This window comes from Stenotrophomonas sp. 364 (genome assembly GCF_009832905.1).
GTDB lineage: Bacteria > Pseudomonadota > Gammaproteobacteria > Xanthomonadales > Xanthomonadaceae > Stenotrophomonas > Stenotrophomonas maltophilia_AP.
On the sequence record NZ_CP047135.1, the window covers coordinates 3,964,576 to 3,986,774 of the forward strand.

Genomic DNA, 22,199 nt, shown 5'->3' on the forward strand with positions numbered 1-22,199 from the left:
GAACCACGCCGTCACGCCGTAGGACGCCATTATCGATTTCCCTGGGGAGGGAGCTTTCATGAAGACGTACAAGGTCGTACCCCGCAAGGCGATGCTCACTTCCGCGCTGCTGGCCGTGCTGGCCAGCCCCGCCTGGGCGCAGGATCCGGCCCGCCCGGCGACGGGCGAAGCGCCCGACCCGACCACGCTGGACGCGGTGCAGGTCACCGGCATCCGCGGCAGCCTTACCTCGTCGATGAACCTCAAGCGCGACAGCCAGGGCGTGGTCGATGGCATCGTCGCCGAGGACATCGGCAAGTTCCCCGATACCAACCTGGCCGAATCGCTGCAGCGCATCAGCGGCGTGTCGATCGACCGTACGTCCAGCGGCGAAGGCTCCAAGGTGACCGTGCGCGGCATCGGCCCCGACTTCAACCTGGTGCTGCTCAACGGCCGCCAGATGCCGGCGTCGAACCTGGGCAACGGCGGCGGCGGGCTGTCCGGCTCGCGCTCGTTCGATTTCGCCAACATCGCCTCCGAATCGATCTCGGCAGTGGAGGTGTACAAGACCACCCGCGCCGACAACCCCACCGGCGGCATCGGCGCCACCATCAACATCAAGACGCTGCGCCCGCTGCAATCCGAACCGGTGATCAGCCTGGGCCTGAAGGCAGTCAACGACAGCTCCAACGACAACCTGCCGCGCACCCTGCAGGGTGCCAGCATCACCGGCGAGCTGTCGGGCATCTTCAGCCAGCGCTACGCCGACGACCGCTTCGGCGTGACCCTAAGCGCCAGCCACCAGGAGCGCGATTCGGGCTTCAACCAGGCCACCGTGGCCGAGGGCTGGGCCACCTTCCAGGGCAACGAAAGCAGCGACTGGCGCGCCCTGCCCCAACCCGGCCAGGGCTATTCGGACCGCATCCAGAACCGCCCCGACGCCACCGACATCTACGGCCGCCCGCAGAACACCGCCTACAACGTCAACGGCGTGCAGCGCCAACGCACCAACGCCCAGGCCACCCTGCAGTGGAAGCCGGCCGACAATGTCACCACCACGCTGGATTACACCTACGTGGAGAACAAGGTGCAGCAGCAGCGCAGCGAGTTGTCGGTGTGGTTCAACTACGGCCCCGGCGACAGCACCTGGACCAATGGCCCGATCGCGGCGCCGATCATCTACAGCGAAGACATGGTCAACTCGGACGTGTCGATGGGCGGCATGAAGCTGGCCACCAAGAACAGCATGGACGCGCTCGGCTTCAACGTGGCATGGGAAGTCAACGACGCGTTGAACCTGTCCTTCGACGTCCACAATGCCACCGCCGAATCGCAGCCGGACAGCCCGTATGGCTCGGCCGGCGTGCTCGGTGTGGCCGCCTTCGTGCGCGGCAAGACCACCGTGGACTACAGCGGCGACCTGCCGATCATCAACATCGCGCTGCCACCGGGCGGCGTGCAGGCCAACCAGGCGCTGGTCACCGGTTCGGTGTTCCAGAACAGCTACAACAAGTCCAAGGTTCAGCAATACCAGGGAAGCGGTACCTTCAAGTTCGCCGACTATTCCGCACTGGATTTCGGCGTCGGCCATACCAAGGTGGAGAACCGCTCGGCCTCGGCGATCATGCAGCGCGACAGCTGGGGTGGGCTGGGCAACCCGGCCGACTATGACGACAGCATCTGGTACGCCGATGACATGGGCAAGTACTTCGATGCGTTCTCCGGGCACAGCGACCCACGCCTGACCGGCCAGTTCCTGGTCTTCGACTTCGACCGCCTGCGCGAGCGTGCCGGCCAGGTGGCCGCCAATGGCGAGCCGCCCTGCCCCACCTGCTACCTGGCGCCCACCGAGTACACCGAAGACATCCGCACCACCGAGACCTCCAAGAGCGCCTACCTGCAGTACCGCACCACCTTCGACTGGTCGATGCCGCTGCATGTGGCCGCCGGCGTGCGCTATGAGCAGACCGAGGTGGAATCGACCGCGCTGGTGCGCGTGCCGACCAGCATCAACTGGGGCTCGGCCAACGAGTTCAACCTGGGCTATGCGGCCGAGGGCACCTTCATCGGCGGCAAGGGCAAGTACGACTACGTGCTGCCCAACGTGGACCTCAAGCTGGACATCACCGAGGCGCTGGCGCTACGCGGCAGCTACAGCCGCAGCATCGGCCGCCCCGGCTGGACCCAGATCGACAGCGGCCGCCGCTTCGACAACATCGTGCGCACCCAGGGCGGCACCGGATCACGCGGCAATCCGGGGCTGGAGCCGCTGCTGGCCGACAACTTCGACCTGTCGCTGGAATGGTATTACGGCGAATCCAGCTACGCCTCACTGGGCTTCTTCCGCAAGAACATCAAGAACTTCATCAGCAACACCATCGTGCGCGACAACAGCGCCGGGCTGCATACCCCGGTGGGCGGCACTTACTGGAACGAGGCGCTGGCCTCGGGCTGCGGGGTGACCGACATGCCCTGCATCCGCGATTACATTTTCGCCAACCACGACGGCGACCCGGGCGTGACCGCCACCGGCACCAACTCGGCCGGCCAGCGCACCGGCACCATCGTCGGCCAGCCGGGCGACCCGATCGCCGGGTTCGACATCACCTTGCCGGCCAACCAGCGCTCGGACCACCTGGACGGCTGGGAACTGAGCGTGCAGCAGCTGTTCGGGCAGACCGGTTTCGGCCTGGCGGCCAACTACACCAAGGTGAAATCCGGCCTGACCTTCGACAACCTGAGCCTGGGCGACCAGTACCCGATGATCGGCCTGAGCGACTCGGCCAACCTGGTGCTGTTCTACGAGAAGTACAACTGGCAGGTGCGTGCGGCCTACAACTGGCGCGACAAGTTCCTCAACGGCATCGGCGGGCAGGGCCCGAACCCGAACTACACCGACGCCTACGGCCAGCTGGACCTCAACATCAGCTACGCGGTGAGCGACCAGCTCACGCTGAGCCTGGAGGCGATCAACCTTACCGACGAAACCATGCGTACCTATGCGCGCCACACCAACATGCTGCGCTACGCCACCCAGACCGGGCCGCGTTACATGTTCGGGGTACGCTACAAGTTCTGAGCACGGGGACCACGGCGCGATGACAGGCCGGATCGAGGAAGTGCAGGGGCTGGACCCGGCGCAGCTGCACACGCAGCTGCCCGGCTGGACCACGCCGAAGGTGCTGCGCGGGCTGGTGGCGCACTGGCCGATGGTGGCTGCGGCACGCACATCGGCGGCCGCAGCGGTGGCGCATCTGAAGCAGTTCGACCACGGCCAGCTGCCGGTCACCGCCACCACCGCGCCGCCACAGGCGCAGGGGCGGCTGTTCTACAACGCGGACATGAGCGGCTTCAACTTCCGCCGTGAGCAGATCGCCCTGAAGGTGGTGCTCGACACCCTGCTCAAGTACCAGCCCGACCCCGACCCACCCGGCATCTACGTGGCCTCGACCACGCTGGACAGCTTCCTGCCCGGCTTCGGCGCGTGCAATCCACTGACGCTCGGTGTCGAGGACCCGCTGGCCAGCATCTGGATCGGTAACCGCTCGCGCATTGCCGCCCACCAGGATGTACCGGACAACCTGGCCTGCGTGGCCGCCGGCCGACGCCGGGTGACGCTGTTTGCTCCGGAGCAGATCGACAACCTGTACATCGGTCCGCTGGATTTCACCCCCGCCGGGCAGGCCATCAGCCTGGTCGACTTCGCCGCACCGGACCTGCAGCGCTTTCCGCGTTTTGCCCAGGCGTTGGCGCATGCACAGGTGGCCGAACTGGGCCCGGGCGATGCGGTGTTCATCCCCTCGTTGTGGTGGCACCACATGGAAGGACTGGACACCTTCAACGTCCTGGTGAACTACTGGTGGCGCCCGGTGCCGGCATGGATGGACGCGCCCATGAACGCGTTGATGCTGGCCATGCTGGCGCTGCGGGACCTGCCACCGCAGCAGCGCGAACAGTGGCGTACCCTCTTCGACCACTACGTGTTCGACGCCGACCCGGACACCGCCGCGCATGTCCCCGCTCATGCGCGCGGCGTGCTGGGCGCGCTGGATGCGAACACGGCCGCACAGGTGCGCAGCGTGCTGCGCCGACGGCTGGAACGCTGAACGCGTCCGGATGCACGCTTAACCCACGGCGGGCCGTAATCCGCAATAATCCGCGGCGTGACCCGTAGTCCGCCCGGGGGTGGGATGTTGCGCTCCTGATTGCTCCGCCGCTGCCGTTCCATCCGCATCCCGGCTGGCGCTGCACCCTGCCCGTCCGAAGCCCCGCATGCGCCCGTTTTCCACCCGCCTCAACCTTGGCAAGCTGATCCTCGGCCTGGCACTGCTCAGTGCCCTGATCGCGCTGGCCAATACCCTGCACGCCAGTTACCGGGTGCAGCGCGAACAGTTGATCGGCACCACCCTGGAAGCAAACCGGGTGTATGCCAGCAAGCTGGCCGAAACCACCCAGAACTTCATCCAGTCCGCGCAGCAGCAGCTGGCCTACAGCGCCACCGCACTCGGCCAGCGCCCGCACGACCGCCACGAACTGGAAGCCGAAGCAGCACGCCTGCAACTGCAGACCAACAGCTTCAATTCGGTATTGATCGTCGATCCCGCCGGCACCGTACTGGCCACCTCGCCGCAGAGCCTTGCCCTGCAGGGGATCACCCTCAACAGCCGCGGCAACAAGGAGGCACTGGAACGGCGCGCGCCGTTCATCAGTGACCCCTACCAGTCGGCCACCGGGCGCCTGCTGGTGGCCATCTCCCACCCCGTCTTCAGCGCGCAGGGCCAGTACCAGGGCTACGTCAGCGGCACCATCTACCTGCGCGAGCGCAGCATCCTGCAGACGCTGCTGGGCAAGCACTATTACCGCGACGGCTCCTACCTGTACGTGGTCGACCGCAACGGCCGCATCCTGTACCACATCGAACCCAACCGGGTAGGCCAGTTCGCGCTGGAGAACCCGGTGGTGCTGGCGGTCAGCAAGGGCCACACCGGCGCCCAGCAGGTGCGCAACAGCCACGGCGTGCAGATGCTGGCCGGCTATGCGCCGGTACCGATCGTGGGCTGGGGCGTGGTGGCCCAGCGTCCCACCGATGCCACATTGGCGGCCTTGTCCACGCTGATGAAGGCGGTGATCTGGAACGCGATTCCGCTCGGCGTGCTGTCGCTGCTGATCACCTGGTGGTTCGCGCGGCGCATCTCGCTGCCGCTGTGGCAGCTGGCGCGCAACGTGCAGAACCGCGACACCGGCATCGCCATCCGCCATGTCACCGGCATCCGCGCCTGGTACTACGAGGTGGCCCACCTCAAGCAGGCCCTGCTGTACAGCTTCAACCTGCTGCAGGACCGCATCGGCAAACTCAACCGCGCCAGCATGACCGACCCGCTCACCGGGCTGCAGAACCGCCGCGGCCTGCAGCAGGGGCTGGAAGACTGGCAGGCGCGCGGGCAGCCGTTCGGGATCATCGCGCTGGACATCGACCGCTTCAAGACCATCAACGACCGCTTCGGGCATGCGGTGGGTGATGCGGTGATCCTGCGCATCGCCCAGCTGATGCGCGACGACTCACGCGACACCGACCTGCTCTGCCGCAACGGCGGCGAAGAGTTCCTGATCCTGCTGCCGGGCATCGACACCGAGGCGTCCGCACGCATCGCCGAACGCCTGCGCATACAGGTGGCGGCCGAAGTGTTCGAGGAGGTCGGCTCGGTCACCGTGTCGCTGGGCGTGGCCCACTACCCCAGCTATCACGAAGATCCGCAGCAGGCGCTGCGGTTGGCCGACAAAGCGCTGTACATGGCCAAGGAGCAAGGCCGCAACCGCACGGTGGTGCACCCGGCACCGGAGCGGCACGGTCCAAACTGAGGGCGCCGCCCGCCCCGGACTGCATGGCCGGGGGTGTTCAGGTGCCTGGCGGGGTCAGCAGCTGCGGCCCGGGGGGGGTTGCGTCCGCCATGTACACCCCGCCCGCTGGCAGCAGGCCGCCAGCATCATCGGCGAGCGCCCGATCCGCACGCCAGGGCGCCTGCTGGCGGGGTCCGGGAACGTAGACGTCCCACGCGCCATAGCGGACATCCTCGCCGTGGAAGGCGAAGCTCACCGGCACCCGCACCGTCCAGTCGTTGGCGTCCTTGTCCCTGCCGGTGGTTGGCGCGCGGAAGCTCCAGCTACGCGCAGCGGCCATCGAAGCGCGCGCCAGCACATCCCGCATGCGCTGCATCTCCGCCCCCCTGGCCACCACCTTCATGTTCACCTGTTCGGTGGCCACATCCAGTACGTGCCCGTCACGACCAATCTTCAGCAGCAGCAGAACATCACCGCGTCCGCCGATCGACGCGACACTGTCCGGGTAGGACGGCGGCCGCATGGTCAGGGCGGTCACGGTATCAGTGGCAGCGGGATCGTAGTGGTCGAAATTGGCCGCCAACAGGGTGAGCAGGGTAGCGCCATCGGGCTGTGACTTGCCGCCAATGCGTAGGGTGACGGGCGTACGCATGCGGACCGGGCGTCCGTCTTCGGTGCCGGGCGCGAAGCGCCATGCGTTCACCACCTCGTCGACGAAGCCGGCGATGGGAACGGGCACGTCGTCGCGCTGGTCCAAAGCAAAGCCTTCCACCTGGCCTTCCGGACCCACATCGACGGTACCGGACAGCACCATGCTGGCCTCGGCCTGGGCGCGTATCGTGCGCTCGCTCTGCGCGGCAGCCTCGGGAAGTGCGGCCATGCCGATCGCGCCGATCGCCAACACCATCGCAAGAATGTGGAATGAACGCATCGCACCTGCTCCTTGTGGACGGCGCTGAGCGTAGCGCAGGGCTGGCAGGGTTTCCAATCAGGCCAGTCGCTGGCCTGAGGCATAAGGCGGCGTATCAGGAAAATCACCGGCGGCAAAGCGTGCCTGCAAGTCCTGCCACCACGCAGGATCGAACAGGTGCCCGAAGTGCTCGCGCACCGCCGCCAGTTCAGGCCCCGGCAGGCCCATGAACATCCAGAAGCGCTCGGGGAACACATCGCGCGGGCCGATCTGGAACCAGGGCTCGTCGGCCAGCGCTTCCTCCGCGTTGCGGGGCGTGGGCCAGGCCCGGAAGTTGCAGTCACTGACCAGGCACAGTTCGTCGTAGTCGTAGAACACCGCGCGCCCATGGCGGGACACGCCGAAGTTCTTCGGCAGCATGTCGCCGGGGAAGATGTTGTTGCGCGCCATGTCGGTGATCGCCTGCGCGTAGTCCAGCGCCGCGTTGCGCCGGGCCTCGCTGGCCTGCTCGCGCAGGTACAGGTTGAGCGGGCGGAATCGGCGCTGCACGTAGCACAGCGTCACCACCACGTCGTCGCCGTCCTCGCTGACGCTGCTGCGGCATTGGGTCAATAGCTCGTCCAGCAGCGCCGGGGCGAAACGCGCACGCGGAAACCGCAGGTGGCGGTAAGGCTGCGCATCCAGCAGGCGGCCCACGCGGTCCAGGTTGAAGACCAGCGCGTACTTCTCTTCCACCTGCTGCCGGGACATGGCCTTGGGCCAGGCGAAGCGGTCGCGGATCAGCTTGAACACCAGCGGGTAGCTGGGCAGCGTGAACACCGCCATGACCATGCCCGGGGTGCCATCGGCATGCACCAGCTGTTCGGTGGGATGGTCCTGGAAGTGCCGGAAGAAGGTGCGGTAGCGCTCGGTCTTGCCCTGCTTGGCGCGCCCCAGCACGGTGTAGATCTCATCGATGGGCTTGGTCGGCAGCAGGCTGCGCAGGAACACCACCGCATCGCCCACGGTGGCCAGGTCGGCCTGGAAATAGCTGCGCGACACGCCGAACAGGTGCGCCACGTCGCGGCGCCGGGTCAGCACCGCTTCGGCGCGCAGGCCGTGCTGGTCGTTGACCAGCGCGATCACGCACGGCGAAAAGCGATGCTCGCCGAACACGCGGCCCACCAGGTAGGCGCGGCGTTCGCGGTAGAACACGGTATCCAGCAGTTCGATGCTGCGCACCGGGTAATCCCCCCAATGCGCCAGGTCATCCTGCAGCCGCACCGCGATCGCCGCCGCGCAGCGCAGCTGGTGCGCGTAGGGCACGTCGAACCGGTAGTCGCCCAGCACCCGCAGCAGTGCTTCGGCCGGACGCGTGGCCGACAGCGTGTAGCTGTGCCGCGCCACCGGATGGGTGATCGCGTCGGACGGCTCGACATCCATGGCCATGAACTCGATGGCCGCATCCACGCCCTGCGTGGCGAACAGCCGCCGCGCCAGGGTGTTGTAGAAGGTCTTGTACAGCTCGGCATCGATCAGGCCCTCCAGCAGCGCGGCGTAGGCCTGGCGCACGTGCAGCCACAGCGTGCGGGTGCCCACCTGCTCGCCGGCGCCGCGGCGCAGGGCATCCACGGTCTGGGCGATGCACTGGTCATACAGGCCGATACGTTCGACGGCGTCCTGCCGGGCACCGGTCCAGTCACGCGTTTCAAAGCGCAGCCGCGCCCGCTGCGTGACGGCCGCAAAGCGTGCATGGTAGGCCTCGAATCCGTCGCGGATGAGTTCCGCCAGCACTCGAGCATCGCAATCGGCACCACGCATGCAGGCAGACCCATCAAAGACCTGACCCAACCATACGACACCAAACACGAGCCCGGGTAGCGGCGGCGGTTGTTCGGCTGGGGACAAGGGAACGGCGCTGCTGCCCTCCGCGTGGCGAGCATGAAGCGCCGTGGATCTTTTGGCGCGGTTGTCGGTGGATCGGGCGTTGGGCGCCCATGCCCTTTCCGGCGAATGTCCCCCGGCGTCGGCCTGCGGCCGCCCCCTCCTCCTTTATTTCGCCTCCAAGGGCATGGGCGCCCAACGCCCGACCCACCGACCAGCGCCAAAAAAAACCTGGCTTCTACCTGCGCACCGTGAGCCAAGCCCCGTAGCGGCCGGTAGGCTCCTGGGCAAAATAAAGGAGGAGGCCGCGCCGGCGGCCGGGGGACATTTGCGCCAGGGGCCTACCGGCCGCTACGGGGCCCCCACGCTCGCGACAAGCCCAGTCGGAGCTACCGAGCCACACATCGCCTGGACTACCCGGGCAAATCCACATCACCCTGCTCGATCTACCAACGTCGTTGGAGCAGGACGCTTCCCTGCGCCGGGAGAAGATTCACGAAAAAAACGCGGCCGGCCGCCACCACGGCGCGGCCGACGGCGGAGGGAACCTTACAGCGCCAGTTCGGCTTCCACGTCCTGCACCTTGCGGCGCGCCAGGGCGAGGTTGGATTTGTTGCGGTCCAGGACCAGGTACAGGAACAGGCCCTTCTTGCGCGAGACCGGGCGCAGGATGTGGTATGCCTTGCCCAGCGAGATCAGGATGTCTTCGATGGTGTCGTTGAGATTGAGCGACGCGGCCGTCTTCATCTTGGCCCGGATCACCTCGGTGTTGCCTGCCGCGGCCACTTCCATGTCCATCCCCGAACCGGCCTCCCCCAGCAGCATGCCGCTTTCGTAATCGACCAGTGCCACTGCCTGCGCGCCATCGATGGTCATCAGCGCGTTCAAAGTATCGTCGAGTCCTGCCATGTTGCACCCCGTTGGTTGTCGAGCCCCGTGTTCCCCTGCGGATCGGCTCGTGATCCGCTGAGTTCGGCCATGATGTTGCGGCCACATTCCTTCGCACTCCACAGCACCTTGCCGATCACGCAGCGCGCGTCGCAGGCGGTCATCAGCAGCAGCGGTGCCGGCATTGCAGGCAGGGCCAGCATCAGCACCTTGCCCTCGCCCGCCTCCAGCATCAGCACTTCCAGTTCCCCCAACGCCAGCTCGCGGCCCACCGCGGCAGCCAGCGCCAGCATCGCGCTGGTCATCGCGGCCAGGCGCTCGCCATTGCCGTGCGTGCCTGCGGCCGGCACCAGCGCGAAGCCATCCACGCTGGCCAGCACCACGCTGCGTACCCCGTTGATGTCATCGGCAAAGCCCTGCAGGTGGCTGCCCAATCGCTCGCGCAACGCCGGGTCCAGGCGGCGCGCATCGTGTCCATCAGCCATGCGCGGCCACCAGGGCACCGGCTTCCATTTCGCTCATCAATACGTCCATCAGGCACAGTCCCTGTTCGCGATCACGTGCATCCACCGGCACCACCGGCAGCCAACGGCCCTGCTGGCCGGTGTGTACGGCGCAGGCCTCCAGATCGAACTGCGGGGCCAGGTCCAGCCGCGACACGCCGATCACCGCCGGCACCTGCGCGGCATGCTGGTGCAGCACCGCCAGGTAGGCGACGAGTTCGTCAGCGGCGGTGACGCGGGTGGCATCCAGCAGCAGCACCACGCCACTGGCGCCCTGCAGCAGGATCGGCCAGAGGAAATCAAAGCGCTGCTGCCCGGGCGTGCCATACAGGCGCAGGCGGTCGCCATTGGGAAGGTCGATGTCCGCGTAGTCCATCGCCACCGTGGTGGACGCCTTGTCCGCGCCCTGGCGGTCGCTGTTGTGCACGTCGGTGTTGATCACCGCACCGGCGGCGATGGCACGCACCAAGGTCGACTTTCCACATCCCATGCTGCCCAGCACCACGATCTTGTGTTCGCGCACGTCAGCCCCCGCCGCGCTGGCGAACGCTGCGCCACATGCGGGCCAGCAGGCCGCCGCCATCGCCCGCGCCGCCCGCCAGGCGCATGCCTGCGGCCGGTGCTTCCAGTGCGGCATACCCGCACAGGTAGGCCGGGTGCACGAACGCACAGACAGCCTCGCGCGGGATCTCCAGCAGCGTGGCGCACTCATCGACGCTACAGGCGCGCTTGAGCAGCAGCGAACACAACCGGAAGCTGTCGTGCTGGTGGCCCAATACGCGGAAGTCGGGCCAGCGCAGCAGGCGCACGCGGGCGTGCTGGCGCAGGCGGGCGTCCAGATCGTGCCAGTGCGCTGGATGCTGGCCCCATTGCCACAACAGCGGCCGCAGCGGTTGCCGTGGCAGCTCGCCGGCCAGCTGCTGGTAGCGCTTGGCGGCGATGCCGTGCAGGGCCAGGCGCTCGAAACTGTCCGACAGGGCCTGCGCCATCGCCACGTTGTCGCTGGCGTCGGGCACCACCATCTGGTCCTGCTCGAAATCCACCAGCAGCAGCGGCAGGCCGTCCAGCGCCAGCACGGCGTGGCCATGCCGCGACTGCAGGCTTTCGCGCAGCACGCGCGTGATCGCCTTCGCGCTGCGGGCGGCGATGGGTTCCTCGATGGGTTCCGGTGCCGGCGGCATCTGGCGCAGGGCGTTCTCGATGGCGTGGTCGTCCAGCACCGCGTGCTCATCCCCCTGGCCATGACGCAGGTGGCCATGCTGGTCTTCGATCCAGAACTGGATCCTGGGCCGCTCGCGCACCATCCGCAGCGCGGCATTGCGCAGCGCGGGCGTGTCCTTGATCACCAGCAGATCGCAATCATCCAGGTCACGGCAGCTGCGCACGGTGTCGGCCGGCAATGCCGCGGCCGAGCGCAGGCGCTGCAACAAGGCGTGCTCCCCCTGGATATCCGATCCGACCACCAGCACCCTGGCCATCGCCTTCCCCTGCGTTGTGAGAGATCACACTTACTGCAGAAAAGATCGTCGATAGGCTATGCCATCGATACCGGGGCTTAAGTGATGCATCGCACAGATTGAAGTGACGTTTGTGCACAGCCCGGGGGTGGCCAGACGCTGTGGTGACAAGGCAAGTTCCGTACCACTCGCGTTGACGCGGCCTTCATGCCCGGGCGCGTGCCTCGATGGACGTCTCAGTTCGGACGCCTGCGGAAGCCGCGCGACAGGACGCGATAGAGTCGTTGCGTATCGGTGGGTCCAGCGGGCATGCAGGGAGGCAATGAGATGCGGGGCAAGACACATGCAGGCGCCTGGTTCGCCGGTGCGCTGTTGGTGCTGGTGATGGGTGTGGTGGCTTGGAGCGGGCTGCACAGGCAGCCGGGCGCGCAGGTCGCAGCGACCCACATGCCCATGCCCATGCCGCCGCCGCGGCACGCGACACTCTCTGCCCATGCCGTCGCCGCACTGCCGATGTCCACTGCGTCGCTGGCACGCATGGCCGAAGAGGCCAACGCGGAACTGGCGCAGCTCAACATCGCGGCGCAGGCCGGTGACCGCTTGGCGCAGCGCACCCTCGCCGAGCGCTATGAGCACTGCACGATGGTCAACCTGGCGCGCGCGGAATATCTGCGTGGCGTTGAGCATCTGGCCGGCGTGGCGTTCGATCCGACGGCGGGCCCGGCCATCATCGATGCCGGGCACCGCATCTTCGCCCGCTGCGGTGGCAAGGAGGGACTGCGCTTTCCGCTCACCGCCGTGAGGTCCCTGCGCAGACAGGCAGCCGCCCAGGGCGACGTTGCATCGCAGGCGTGGCTGCATATGGCCACGCTGGAGACGTTGGACAAGGCCGATTACCTGGACCTGATCGAACAGTCGATCGCCGCCGACGATCTGGACGCCATGCGCTACCTGGGTCAAATGGCCTACCGCTACGACGATGACGGCAGTCACCCGGTCCTGGGCGAGCTGGCCGGATACGCGTTGCAGATTGCCGCGTGCCGGCGCGGCGCCGATTGCGTGGCGAGTGGCCCGTTGATGGATCAGTTCTGTCAGATGGGGTCGTGCGGCAGCGGCGACTACGAGCAGGTGGTTCGCCACGAACTGCTGGCGCCTGGACAGGTGGCGCGGCTGGATGCAGCCATCGAACGGCTCACGCCGTTGTTCCCGGACCCGGTGGCCGCCCGGCGGTAGCGGCGACCAGTGCAGCCACCCATGGGGTGGCTCTACCCCCCCGGGGCGGTTGGGAGCGGCAGGTACCGGCAACAAAAAACCCGCGCCGAAGCGCGGGTTTTTGTCGATCACCGCAGGTGCGGCATCGAGACCTTACAGCGCAGCCAGCGCGCCGTTGAAGGTGGTGCTCGGGCGCATCGCGGCCGAGGCCTTGGCCACGTCCGGACGGTAGTAGCCGCCGATATCCACGGCCTTGCCCTGCACCGCAGCCAGCTCTTCGACGATCTTCTGCTCGTTGTCGGCAAGTGCCTTGGCGAGCGGGGCGAAGCGGGCCTTCAGCGCGGCATCGTCGTCCTGTGCGGCCAGGGCCTGGGCCCAGTACAGCGCGATGTAGAAGTGGCTGCCGCGGTTGTCGATGCCACCCAGCTTGCGCGACGGCGACTTGTCGTTGTCCAGGAACTGGCCGTTGGCCTGGTCCAGGGTCTTGGCCAGCACCGTGGCGCCGGCATTGTCGTAACGGTTGCCGAGGTGCTCCAGCGAGGCCGCCAGGGCCAGGAACTCGCCCAGCGAATCCCAGCGCAGGTAGTCCTCTTCCACGAACTGCTGCACGTGCTTGGGCGCCGACCCACCGGCACCGGTCTCGAACAGGCCGCCACCGGCCATCAGCGGCACGATCGACAGCATCTTGGCGCTGGTGCCCAGCTCCATGATCGGGAACAGGTCGGTGAGGTAATCGCGCAGCACGTTGCCGGTCACCGAGATGGTGTCCTCACCCTTGCGGATGCGGTCCAGCGAGAAGGCCGTGGCCTCCACCGGGGTCAGGATGCGGATGTCCAGGCCGGACGTGTCGTGGTCCTTCAGGTAGGTTTCCACCTTGGCGATCACCTGCGCGTCGTGCGCACGCGCGGCATCCAGCCAGAACACCGCCGGGGTGTTGCTCAGGCGGGCACGGTTGACGGCCAGCTTCACCCAGTCCTGGATCGGGGCATCCTTGGTCTGGCACATGCGCCAGATGTCACCGGTCTGGACGGCGTGTTCGAACACCACGCTACCCGCCTCGTCGGTAACGCGCACGGTGCCGTCGGCCGGGATCTGGAAGGTCTTGTCGTGCGAGCCGTATTCCTCGGCCTTCTGCGCCATCAGGCCGACGTTGGGCACCGAGCCCATGGTGGCTGGATCGAATGCACCGTGAGTGCGGCAATCATCAATGACGGCCTGGTACACACCGGCGTAGCAGCGGTCGGGGATGACGGCCTTGGTGTCCTGCAGCTTGCCGTCGGCATTCCACATGCCACCCGAGTCGCGGATCATCGCCGGCATCGAGGCGTCGACGATGACGTCGCTGGGCACGTGGAGGTTGGTGATGCCCTTGTCGGAGTTGACCATCGCCAGGCCCGGGCGCTTGCCGTACTCGGCAGCCAGGTCGGCCTTGATGGTTTCCTGCAGGGCTTCGGGCAGCTGCGGCAGGCGCGCGTAGAGGTCGCCGATCCCGTTGTTGGGATCGAAGCCGGCCTGCTTGAGCACGTCGGCGTGCTTGGCCAGCACGTCCTTGTAGAACTCTTCGACGACCACGCCGAACATGATCGGGTCGGAGACCTTCATCATGGTGGCCTTGAGGTGCAGCGAGAACAGCACGCCCTTGGCCTTGGCGTCGGCGATCTGCGCCTGCACGAAGCTGGCCAGCGCGTTGCGGCTCATCACGGCGGCATCGACGATTTCACCGGCCTTGACCGCGGTCTTTTCCTTCAGCACGACGGTGGTGCCATCGGCCTGCTGCAGTTCGATCTTCAGGCTGCCGGCCGTGGCCAGCGTGGCCGACTTTTCGCTGCCGTAGAAATCGCCGCCGTCCATGTGCGCCACATGCGACTTGGACTCGGTCGACCACTTGCCCATGCGGTGCGGGTGCTTGCGCGCGTAGTTCTTCACCGACAGCGGTGCGCGGCGATCGGAGTTGCCTTCGCGCAGCACCGGGTTCACCGCGCTGCCCTTGACCTTGTCGTAGCGCGCCTTGATGTCGCGCGAGACGTCGTCGGTGGGCACGTCCGGATAGTTCGGCAGGGCGAAACCCTGGTCCTGCAGTTCCTTGATGGCCGCCTTCAGCTGCGGCACCGAGGCGCTGATGTTGGGCAGCTTGATGATGTTGGCGTCCGGGGTGGTCGCCAGCTGGCCCAGTTCGGCCAGGTGGTCCACTTCCTTCTGGTCGTCCTTCAGGTAATCCGGGAACAGCGCCAGGATGCGGCCGGACAGCGAGATATCGCGGGTTTCAACGGCAATGCCGGCGGTGGCGGTGTAGGCCTCGACGATCGGCAGCAGCGACTGGGTCGCCAGGAACGGGGCTTCATCGGTGAGCGTGTAGAGAATCTTGGGCGAACTGGACATGGGGGATCAGGGCTCTCTTGCGGATCTCGTGAATGATGGCCGACGGCGATGCCGGGCCGCGTGCAACCGTGTCGCGCGCAGGGCACCGCAGAGCGTGGCCCGCACTTTCCCCGAGGAGCGCGCCACCCAGCGGTGCGTGCGGCGGGAAACCCCCGCATTGTCGCGTTTTCAGCTCTCGGGAGCAAAGCCGGACCATACGCAAACGTATTGGAACACATCGATCTACGCGGCGGGTGGCGGCCCGATGGCGGCGGGCGCGAAAGTGGCGTGAGACCCGGTTCGGTGCAGGCTTGGATGTGCGCGCGTATCGTCGGAGACTCAGTCCGCCGACGCCTGCGCCTTCGCGGAAGCTTTGCCAGTTGCCCACTCGGAAAGCGCCTGTCCCCACATACTGCGCCTGGGGCACACAAGCGTCTGATCGGTGCGATTTCGTTTGAAACTGCATACACGGAAGCCACCAAGCACTGCAGCCAAGGCAGCTTGCTCCACTGCGCCTGTCGTTCTTGCCACCAAGTGCAACGGCATCACCTCTGACTTGGCGGAGGAAACGTGCAGGTCGTAGCGAACTGATTTTCCCTCGCTCACCTTGAACGCATAGAGCTGATAGCCGGGAGCAGTCAGCTTCAGATCTGCGGGGGTGTCTGCTGGCCGTCTGCTGGGTGCATCCCCCTCGTATACAAGTACCACCTCACGCCCCTCCACCTGCACGCGATGGAGTCCAAAGTCCGCGGGCGCCTCGTAATTCACTGACATCCCACTAGGAATTCGCAAGCAGGCGCCATGGAGAAAGTGGTCGCAACTGTAGGCCCAGAGGTTTGCATCTTGCGCGAAGGATGAAAGCGGGGCCAAGACGGCGATAAGACTGACGCAGCGATAGAAGCTCTTCATACCTATCTTTCCCGTTTTTGAACATTTGAACTGGACTCGATCATTCCGTTAATCAGGAAATCATCGACGATTCCAGGAACTCTATTCATCACCCCATTTCCTCGGGCGGGGTCAGGCCGACCAGTAGTTTTGTCATAAAGGTCATCCACGCCCCCAAGATGGCCTACTTCATGAGGAACTACACCCCTTGAAAATCGATCAAGAACGTTGATCTCACTGCGTTTTCCGCCAAGCTCCGCGAAACTCCTGCCTGTTGAGTGAGAGGTCTCACCCTCAACGAGCTTGACCTCATTTCTAGCTGAGCGCGGCGTATTCTTGGTGATGTCCGAAACCCCCACTGTGACGCGGGTTTGCTTGCCATCCACGCTATATGTGCCAGACATCGAAGACACCTGTTCCTTGAAGGTAGCAACGTTCTCTGGCGACGCGGCAGCGCCGGTGAATTTGGTAGGAAGATCAATGTTTATAGATCCATCCTTCATGCGCGTTACGATCGCAACGCGCCCATCTGGATCCGTGAAGGAATACGGGTTCCCATTCGCGTAGCGGTATCTATTGAACTGGGACGGCCGGCCACCATGGGGCGTAACAGGATCCACGCTGAGAAACAGTCCTACGTCAGGTGCGTAATATCGCTATTGCATGTAGCTTAAGCCGGTCGAACCATCTCGTACATGGCCCGCAAATGCAGGCCCATCGGAATCACCGTCGCCAACGGAATGGCCAAAAGGCTCATATGCGAATCGCTCGAGCAGATTGCCCTGCTCATCAGTAGTTGCGACCGGACTACCCAAAGCATCGGTATGTATGTACGTCACTTTTTGAGCATTTGCCGGAAAAATTACCGGGACCATCAGAAGCGGCAGCAACCTAGCGACACTCATTTTCTCTTCCTGAGAGCTCTTACCTGAGAGCAACACTTAACACAGTTCCGACCGCAACCACTAGTTCAAACAAAAAAGACGCAGCCTCGCGGCTGCGTCCATCGTGAGCCTGTTGCCGGGAGAGAGTCGGCTGGCGGCTTACTTGACCTCGAACTCTTGCGGCGTTCCTGCCGCCTTACCATCTACCGTGACTTCCGCGCGGTACTTGCCCGCCGGCCAGCCCTTGGCATTCTTGAAGGTGACGTTGGTGGTCTCGGCACCGGTGGTGGTGAACGACTGGTTCTGCTCGCCCGCGACCTGGCCGTCCTGGAAGGTCAGCTTGGCGGCGATGTTGGCATTGTTGGCCGCGCCATCGGTGCGCACCGAGACGATGATGTCGTCCTTCGGCGCGAACAGCGCAGTCGTGGCCACGCTCTTGTCGGCGGCAGCGGTCTTGCCCACCGTCACGGCGGTGACGTTGACGCCGGCCGCAGCGGCCATCGGTTCGGGCGCTGCCGGCGTCATCGGTGCCGGTTCAGCCGGAGTCGTTGCCGCCGCCGGTTGCGCATTGTTGTCGGCGGTGTCTTCTTTCTTCTTGCAACCGGTCAATGCCACGGTGGCCAGCAGAGCAGCGAGAACGGCAGTACTGATGGATGTCTTCTTCATGTAATTCCTCCCTGGGAATTCAGTGGACTACAAGCAAGGGTGACTCAGGCTTTGGGCGGCAACTTGAGGGTCTGGCCCGGGAAGATCTTGTCCGGGTCCTCCAGCACGTCTCGGTTGGCCTTGAAGATCTTTTTCCAGGCGTTGGCATCGCCCAGTTCCTGCTTGGCGATCTTCGACAGCGAGTCGCCCTTCTGCACGGTGTAGGTGCCCCCAACCTTTTCGGCGGTGCTGTCCACCGAAGCGGTAACGCCGGAGAAATCCGCCTTTTCGACCTTGTGCGCGGTGCTGTCCACGCTGGAGGTGACACCGGAGAAATCGGCCTTCTTATCGGTACTCATCCACACACTCCCGTCTTCATTGACGACATGGGAGCGACGTTGTCACAGCCCGTGTTAATAGGGCATGGCGTGGATGTGAAGACGCGCCGAACGGCGACGGGCGGCCACATTGCCGGGGGTAGAGCCACCCCATGGGTGGCTGCGCGTGATGCCCCGGTTCCCGGGCAGCGACCCACGGGGTCGCTCTACCGGGCGGTGCCGGTTCCCGGGGCAGCGACCCATGGGGTCGCTCTACCGGGCGGTGCCGGGTTCCGGGGCAGCGACCCGTGGGGTCGCTCTACTGGCGCAGGTCGCGGACGGTGCGGGCAGGCAGCTCGATGCCGTGGCTGGCCCGCCAGGGGTTGATGTCCAGGCCGCCGCGGCGGGTGTAGCGCGCTTCCACTTCCAGCCACTGCGGTGCGCAGCGCTGGGTGATTTCGCTGAAGATACGCTCCACGCACTGCTCGTGGAACTCGGCGTGCTCGCGGTAGCTGACCAGGTACTTCAGCAGTCCCTCGCGGTCGATCTGCGGCCCGTGGTAGCGGATGCTCACACTGGCCCAGTCCGGCTGCCCGGTCACCGGGCAATTGGATTTCAGCAGCGCCGAACTCAACGTCTCGGTCACTACCTGGGCGGCGTCGGCCGACAGGAACGCCGGCGCCGGCGGCCCGTAGCACTCGATCGCCACATCCAGCTCGTCCAGCGACTCGCCCTCGGCCTCCTCGACCAGCATCGGCACCCCGAACCGTACCGTCACTACCGCCCCGGCGCACCCGGAAAGATCGGCCGTGATCTGGCGCCGCGCTGCCTCGTCATCGTCGAAGCGCGTGCTGTTGAGCGAATTGAGGTACAGCTTGAACGACTTGGATTCGATCAGATTGGGCGACGTACACGGCACGCTGACCGTGGCCACCGCCACCCGCGGCTTGCCGCGCCGGTCCAGCCAGCTCAGCTCATAGGCCTGCCAACGATCGTGCCCGACGAACGGCAGCGCCGCCTCGTCCAGACCGATCTCTTCACGCGCGCCACGGCGCGGAATGGGAAACAGCAGCGCGGGATCGTACTGCGACGGGTAAGCAACCTCGCGACCGAGGCTGGAGTCCTGGGGGGTATTCATCGCCCCATTTTACGCCGGTAGCCGCGCGGCGTCCGGCAACGAAAACAGAAGGCCACGGCGACCCGGAGCCATTGCGACCCAGCCAGCGCGAAGATCGAAACCATCCCGCCCGCGCCGGATGTCGCCCCGGCCAGCGGCCGGGACCTACCACCGTCCCCCCAATACCCATTTGAATGCAGGTCAACCCGAATGACCGCAGCCATCCCGCCCGTGCCGATTTCTGCCCCGGCCAGCGGCCGGGACCCACCGTCACCGACCATCTTGCCGGGGTGGGTCGGGGTGGGGTGGCGGGACCGTTGGGCGCCATGGATGGCGCCCACGAGCCCCCAGGGATGGGTTCACGGCGTGTCCCGCCACCCCACCCCGGCCCACCCCACACGCGACATGTCAGAGCCGACCAACCCGCCGTTGCTGTTGCTGTTGCTGTTGCTGTTGCTGTTGCTCCTGCTCAAGCCCCCGCCGCAGGCGCCACCACCGCCGTCCCGTTGAGATAATCCAGACTCACCTGCAGCAACGCCCGCAAGCCCACATCCAGCGCCTTCTCATCCAGCAGGAACTTCGGCGAATGGTTCGCCGGCGCCGTCGCCGGATCGATCCCCTCGCTCGTCGACCCCACGAAGAAGAACAGCCCCGGCACCTCCTTGGCGTACAGCGAAAAATCCTCCGCCCCCATCTGCAGCGGCGGCTCGTACACATTGTCCTTGCCCACCACCGCCTGCAGACTCGGCAACATCCGCGCCGTCAGCGCCGGATCGTTCACCGTCGCCGGATTGCCCTCGGACTCGTAGATCTCCGTCACCGCCTTCGCCCCATGCGCCGCCGCCGTATGCTCGGCCACGTTGCGCAGGTCCGCGAAAATCTGCTGCCGCATCCCCTCGTCGAACGTCCGGATCGTCCCCACCATCTCCACCTCGTCGGGAATGATGTTGTAGCGGATACCGCCCTTGATCGCCCCGAACGTCAGCACCGCCGGCTGCTTGGACAGATTCGCCCGCCGGCTCACGATCGTCTGCGCCGTCCCCACCAGGTCGGCCGTCGCCACGATCGGGTCCACCCCGTTCCACGGCGCCGACCCGTGCGTCTGCCGCCCGATCACCTTGATCCCGAACCGGTCCGACGCCGCCATCAACGGCCCGCCGCGCACCGCGATCTGCCCCGCCGGCACGCTCGAAAACACATGCAGCCCGAACACCGCCTCCGGCTTGAAATCGGCAAACAGCCCCTCCTTCAGCATCAACGCCGCACCGCCCTCTTCCGGCGGCGGCGCCCCTTCCTCGGAGGGCTGGAAGATCAGCATCACCTCGCCCGGCAGGTTCGCCTGCATCTTCACCAGCGCATCGGCCACCCCCAGCAGCGTGGCCGTATGTGCATCGTGCCCGCAGGCATGCATCACCCCCACCGGCTCGCCGCGGTAGGTACTGGTCGCCTTGGAGGCGAACGGCAGCCCCGTCTGCTCGGTCACCGGCAGCGCGTCCATGTCCGCCCGCAGCGCGATCCGCGGACCCGGCTTGCCGCCCTTGATGATCGCCACCACGCCATGGTGGGCGATCCCGGTTTTCGGTTTCAGCCCCATCGCGCGCAACTGCTCGGCCACCTTGGCCGACGTCCGCTCCTCACGGTTGGACAGCTCCGGGTGCTGGTGGAAATCGCGCCGCCAGTCGACCACCTTGGCCTTCAGCCGGGTGGCCGCCGCCGTCACTTCCGGGCGCTCGGCGGGGGTGGCCGCGGCCAGCGCGGGGCAGGCAAGCAGCAGGGCGGACAGCAGCAGCGACAGACGGGGCATTGCACATCTCCACGGACGAACAGGACGGTCGAACCTGAATGTAGGGCATCGGCGCACTTGCTGCTGTAACTTTCTGCCCCTGCAGGCGTTCATTCATGGAACCCGGCCGGTCACATCCGGTCTGACCGCCCGTCCCATCCGTCATGCATGAAAGCTCCCGGGCGACGGGTATGCTTTGCACCAGCCATTTGGGCCCTGCCCTCCGCCAGCCTCAGGAGTTAGATGAATGTCGCGTTTCTGGAAGATCGTGCTGCTGGTGGTCGCAGTGCTGGTGGTGGGTTTCATCGGGGTGCGCATGCTCGGCGGCGGCAAGAAGGGCAACGCGGACACCACCGCCGCCAGTGCCGGCAAGGAAGGCCAGGAGCGCAACGCCGGCCCGGTCCCGGTGACCGTGGTCGATGCCGCCCGCCAGGACGTGCCGGTCTACGCCAGCGCGCTGGGCACCGTGGCGGCGATGAACACCGTCACCGTCAGCCCCCAGGTCGGCGGCCAGCTGATCAGCATCAACTTCAAGGAAGGCCAGGAAGTCCAGAAGGGCGACGTGTTGGCCCAGATCGACCCGCGCACCCTGCAGGCCAGCTTCGATGAAGCCGCCGCGGCCAAGCGCCAGAACCAGGCGCAGCTGGCCACCGCACGCTCCAACTACCAGCGCTCCAATTCGCCGGAGTACCGCCAGTACGTGGCCAAGACCGACCTGGACACCCAGCGCAACCAGGTGGCCCAGTTCGAAAGCGCGGTCGCCGCCAACGACGCCAGCATGCGCGCCGCCCAGGTGCAGCTGCAGTACACCAAGGTCACCGCCCCGATCTCCGGCATTGCCGGCATCCGCGCGGTGGACGCCGGCAACATCGTCAGCGCCGGCACCGCGCTGGTCACCCTGACCCAGATCCACCCCATCCACGTGGTCTTCAACCTGCCCGAGCGCCAGCTGCCCGACGTGCGCCAGGCCCAGAAAGCCGGACCGGTCACCATCGCCGCGCTCGACCGCAACGATTCCCACGTGCTCACCGACGGCGGCACCCTGGACGTGGTGGACAACCAGATCAGCAGCGACAGCGGCACCTTCCGCGCCCGTGCGCTGTTCAACAACAGCGACAACAGCCTGTGGCCGGGCCAGTTCGTCAACGTGCGCATGCAGCTGCGCACCATCGCCGGTGGCGTGGTGATCCCCACCCAGGCAGTGATGCGCGGCCCGGACGGCGAGTACGTTTACATCGTCAAGCCCGACAGCACCGTGGCCATGCAGACGGTCAAGAGCGGCGTGGAAGTGGGCGACAGCAATGTGCAGATCACCGAGGGGCTCAAGGGCGGCGAACGCGTGGTCAGCGAAGGCCAGTTCCGGCTCAAGCCGGGCAGCAAGGTCACCGCGCTCAAGCCGGGTGAAACCCCGGCGCCGCCGACCGACGCCGAGCTCAAGGCCGCCGCCCAGCAGGACAAGGGCGGTGGTGGCCGCCGCGGTGGCGGTCCGCGCTGAGCGCGCCCGCCTGACGTTCCCGACGCCGGCCCGCTGGCCGGCGTCTGCCCGCTTCAACGCCG

The 22,199-nt window shown here is 66.3% G+C and carries 18 protein-coding genes; 5 read left to right on the forward strand and 13 right to left on the reverse strand.

The annotated features are described in order from the left end of the window. Positions 1-58 precede the first annotated feature (58 nt). The 3 genes from GQ674_RS17765 to GQ674_RS17775 all read left to right on the forward strand — a co-directional run bounded on the left by GQ674_RS17765 (position 59) and on the right by GQ674_RS17775 (position 5,838). Entirely contained in the window at positions 59-3,058 is a 3,000-nt protein-coding gene (locus tag GQ674_RS17765) for a TonB-dependent receptor (RefSeq protein WP_159498132.1), read from the forward strand. A gap of 19 nt (positions 3,059-3,077) precedes the next feature. Next, positions 3,078-4,085 (forward strand): cupin-like domain-containing protein, encoded by a 1,008-nt coding sequence (locus tag GQ674_RS17770; protein ID WP_159498133.1) that lies wholly within the window; start codon positions 3,078-3,080, stop codon positions 4,083-4,085. A gap of 166 nt (positions 4,086-4,251) precedes the next feature. Then, a complete protein-coding gene (locus GQ674_RS17775) occupies positions 4,252-5,838 on the forward strand; it encodes a sensor domain-containing diguanylate cyclase (protein ID WP_159498134.1) in 1,587 nt (528 codons plus the stop codon). A 37-nt stretch (positions 5,839-5,875) separates the two neighbouring features. Here the strand turns inward: GQ674_RS17775 and GQ674_RS17780 are convergent, their stop codons facing one another. The 6 genes from GQ674_RS17780 to GQ674_RS17805 form a co-directional block, all read right to left on the reverse strand. After that, positions 5,876-6,748 (reverse strand): energy transducer TonB, encoded by an 873-nt coding sequence (locus GQ674_RS17780; protein ID WP_236546119.1) that lies wholly within the window; start codon positions 6,746-6,748, stop codon positions 5,876-5,878. 57 nt (positions 6,749-6,805) lie between these two features. Then, positions 6,806-8,527, reverse strand: coding sequence for a bifunctional isocitrate dehydrogenase kinase/phosphatase (gene aceK, locus GQ674_RS17785; RefSeq protein WP_159498135.1), 1,722 nt, complete (start codon positions 8,525-8,527; stop codon positions 6,806-6,808). 612 nt (positions 8,528-9,139) lie between these two features. Continuing rightward, positions 9,140-9,499 (reverse strand): hypothetical protein, encoded by a 360-nt coding sequence (locus GQ674_RS17790; RefSeq protein WP_038685821.1) that lies wholly within the window; start codon positions 9,497-9,499, stop codon positions 9,140-9,142. Continuing rightward, positions 9,475-9,963 (reverse strand): roadblock/LC7 domain-containing protein, encoded by a 489-nt coding sequence (locus GQ674_RS17795; protein WP_159498136.1) that lies wholly within the window; start codon positions 9,961-9,963, stop codon positions 9,475-9,477. The genes GQ674_RS17790 and GQ674_RS17795 overlap by 25 nt, the downstream gene beginning before the upstream one ends. After that, positions 9,956-10,504, reverse strand: a complete 549-nt coding sequence (locus tag GQ674_RS17800; protein ID WP_159498137.1) for an ATP/GTP-binding protein — start codon at positions 10,502-10,504, stop codon at positions 9,956-9,958. Before GQ674_RS17800 ends, GQ674_RS17795 begins: the two co-directional genes overlap by 8 nt. A gap of 1 nt (position 10,505) precedes the next feature. Beyond that, positions 10,506-11,459, reverse strand: a complete 954-nt coding sequence (locus GQ674_RS17805) for a hypothetical protein (RefSeq protein ID WP_159498138.1) — start codon at positions 11,457-11,459, stop codon at positions 10,506-10,508. A gap of 351 nt (positions 11,460-11,810) precedes the next feature. Between GQ674_RS17805 and GQ674_RS17810 the strand changes: the two genes are divergently transcribed. Beyond that, positions 11,811-12,671: a hypothetical protein gene (locus GQ674_RS17810; protein ID WP_159498139.1), complete on the forward strand. Its 861-nt coding sequence runs from the start codon at positions 11,811-11,813 to the stop codon at positions 12,669-12,671. 132 nt (positions 12,672-12,803) lie between these two features. On the opposite strand, the gene GQ674_RS17815 is transcribed toward GQ674_RS17810, so the two are convergent. The 7 genes from GQ674_RS17815 to GQ674_RS17845 all read right to left on the reverse strand — a co-directional run bounded on the left by GQ674_RS17815 (position 12,804) and on the right by GQ674_RS17845 (position 20,663). Beyond that, entirely contained in the window at positions 12,804-15,029 is a 2,226-nt protein-coding gene (locus GQ674_RS17815) for an NADP-dependent isocitrate dehydrogenase (RefSeq protein ID WP_159498140.1), read from the reverse strand. A gap of 318 nt (positions 15,030-15,347) precedes the next feature. Further along, entirely contained in the window at positions 15,348-15,917 is a 570-nt protein-coding gene (locus tag GQ674_RS17820) for a hypothetical protein (protein ID WP_236546120.1), read from the reverse strand. Between the two features lie 2 nt (positions 15,918-15,919). Then, on the reverse strand, positions 15,920-16,399 hold the full coding sequence (locus tag GQ674_RS17825) for a hypothetical protein (protein ID WP_236546121.1): 480 nt from the start codon (positions 16,397-16,399) through the stop codon (positions 15,920-15,922). A 540-nt stretch (positions 16,400-16,939) separates the two neighbouring features. Further along, a complete protein-coding gene (locus tag GQ674_RS17830; protein ID WP_159498142.1) occupies positions 16,940-17,446 on the reverse strand; it encodes a hypothetical protein in 507 nt (168 codons plus the stop codon). Positions 17,447-17,490: 44 nt separating this feature from the next. Then, the gene (locus GQ674_RS17835) at positions 17,491-17,784 is read right to left on the reverse strand and encodes a LysM peptidoglycan-binding domain-containing protein (protein ID WP_159498143.1); all 294 of its coding nucleotides are present in this window, start codon (positions 17,782-17,784) and stop codon (positions 17,491-17,493) included. Positions 17,785-18,061: 277 nt separating this feature from the next. Next, the gene (gene queF / locus GQ674_RS17840) at positions 18,062-18,880 is read right to left on the reverse strand and encodes an NADPH-dependent 7-cyano-7-deazaguanine reductase QueF (protein WP_159498144.1); all 819 of its coding nucleotides are present in this window, start codon (positions 18,878-18,880) and stop codon (positions 18,062-18,064) included. Positions 18,881-19,328: 448 nt separating this feature from the next. Beyond that, positions 19,329-20,663, reverse strand: a complete 1,335-nt coding sequence (locus tag GQ674_RS17845) for a M20 family metallopeptidase (RefSeq protein WP_159498145.1) — start codon at positions 20,661-20,663, stop codon at positions 19,329-19,331. Positions 20,664-20,889: 226 nt separating this feature from the next. Between GQ674_RS17845 and GQ674_RS17850 the strand changes: the two genes are divergently transcribed. Next, positions 20,890-22,137 carry an efflux RND transporter periplasmic adaptor subunit gene (locus GQ674_RS17850; protein ID WP_159498146.1) on the forward strand — a complete coding sequence of 416 codons (1,248 nt, stop codon included), beginning with the start codon at positions 20,890-20,892 and terminating at the stop codon, positions 22,135-22,137. Positions 22,138-22,199: the final 62 nt, after the last annotated feature.

What these genes read in the sequence shown, in the direction of transcription:
- GQ674_RS17765 (WP_159498132.1), top strand. Translation starts at nt 59, where the DNA reads ATGAAGACGTACAAGGTCGTACCCCGCAAGGCGATGCTCACTTCCGCG.
- GQ674_RS17770 (WP_159498133.1), top strand. Translation starts at nt 3,078, where the DNA reads ATGACAGGCCGGATCGAGGAAGTGCAGGGGCTGGACCCGGCGCAGCTG.
- GQ674_RS17775 (WP_159498134.1), top strand. Translation starts at nt 4,252, where the DNA reads ATGCGCCCGTTTTCCACCCGCCTCAACCTTGGCAAGCTGATCCTCGGC.
- GQ674_RS17780 (WP_236546119.1), bottom strand. Translation starts at nt 6,748, where the DNA reads ATGCGTTCATTCCACATTCTTGCGATGGTGTTGGCGATCGGCGCGATC.
- aceK (WP_159498135.1), bottom strand. Translation starts at nt 8,527, where the DNA reads ATGCGTGGTGCCGATTGCGATGCTCGAGTGCTGGCGGAACTCATCCGC.
- GQ674_RS17790 (WP_038685821.1), bottom strand. Translation starts at nt 9,499, where the DNA reads ATGGCAGGACTCGACGATACTTTGAACGCGCTGATGACCATCGATGGC.
- GQ674_RS17795 (WP_159498136.1), bottom strand. Translation starts at nt 9,963, where the DNA reads ATGGCTGATGGACACGATGCGCGCCGCCTGGACCCGGCGTTGCGCGAG.
- GQ674_RS17805 (WP_159498138.1), bottom strand. Translation starts at nt 11,459, where the DNA reads ATGGCCAGGGTGCTGGTGGTCGGATCGGATATCCAGGGGGAGCACGCC.
- GQ674_RS17815 (WP_159498140.1), bottom strand. Translation starts at nt 15,029, where the DNA reads ATGTCCAGTTCGCCCAAGATTCTCTACACGCTCACCGATGAAGCCCCG.
- GQ674_RS17820 (WP_236546120.1), bottom strand. Translation starts at nt 15,917, where the DNA reads ATGAAGAGCTTCTATCGCTGCGTCAGTCTTATCGCCGTCTTGGCCCCG.
- GQ674_RS17825 (WP_236546121.1), bottom strand. Translation starts at nt 16,399, where the DNA reads ATGAAGGATGGATCTATAAACATTGATCTTCCTACCAAATTCACCGGC.
- GQ674_RS17830 (WP_159498142.1), bottom strand. Translation starts at nt 17,446, where the DNA reads ATGAAGAAGACATCCATCAGTACTGCCGTTCTCGCTGCTCTGCTGGCC.
- GQ674_RS17835 (WP_159498143.1), bottom strand. Translation starts at nt 17,784, where the DNA reads ATGAGTACCGATAAGAAGGCCGATTTCTCCGGTGTCACCTCCAGCGTG.
- queF (WP_159498144.1), bottom strand. Translation starts at nt 18,880, where the DNA reads ATGAATACCCCCCAGGACTCCAGCCTCGGTCGCGAGGTTGCTTACCCG.
- GQ674_RS17845 (WP_159498145.1), bottom strand. Translation starts at nt 20,663, where the DNA reads ATGCCCCGTCTGTCGCTGCTGCTGTCCGCCCTGCTGCTTGCCTGCCCC.
- GQ674_RS17850 (WP_159498146.1), top strand. Translation starts at nt 20,890, where the DNA reads ATGTCGCGTTTCTGGAAGATCGTGCTGCTGGTGGTCGCAGTGCTGGTG.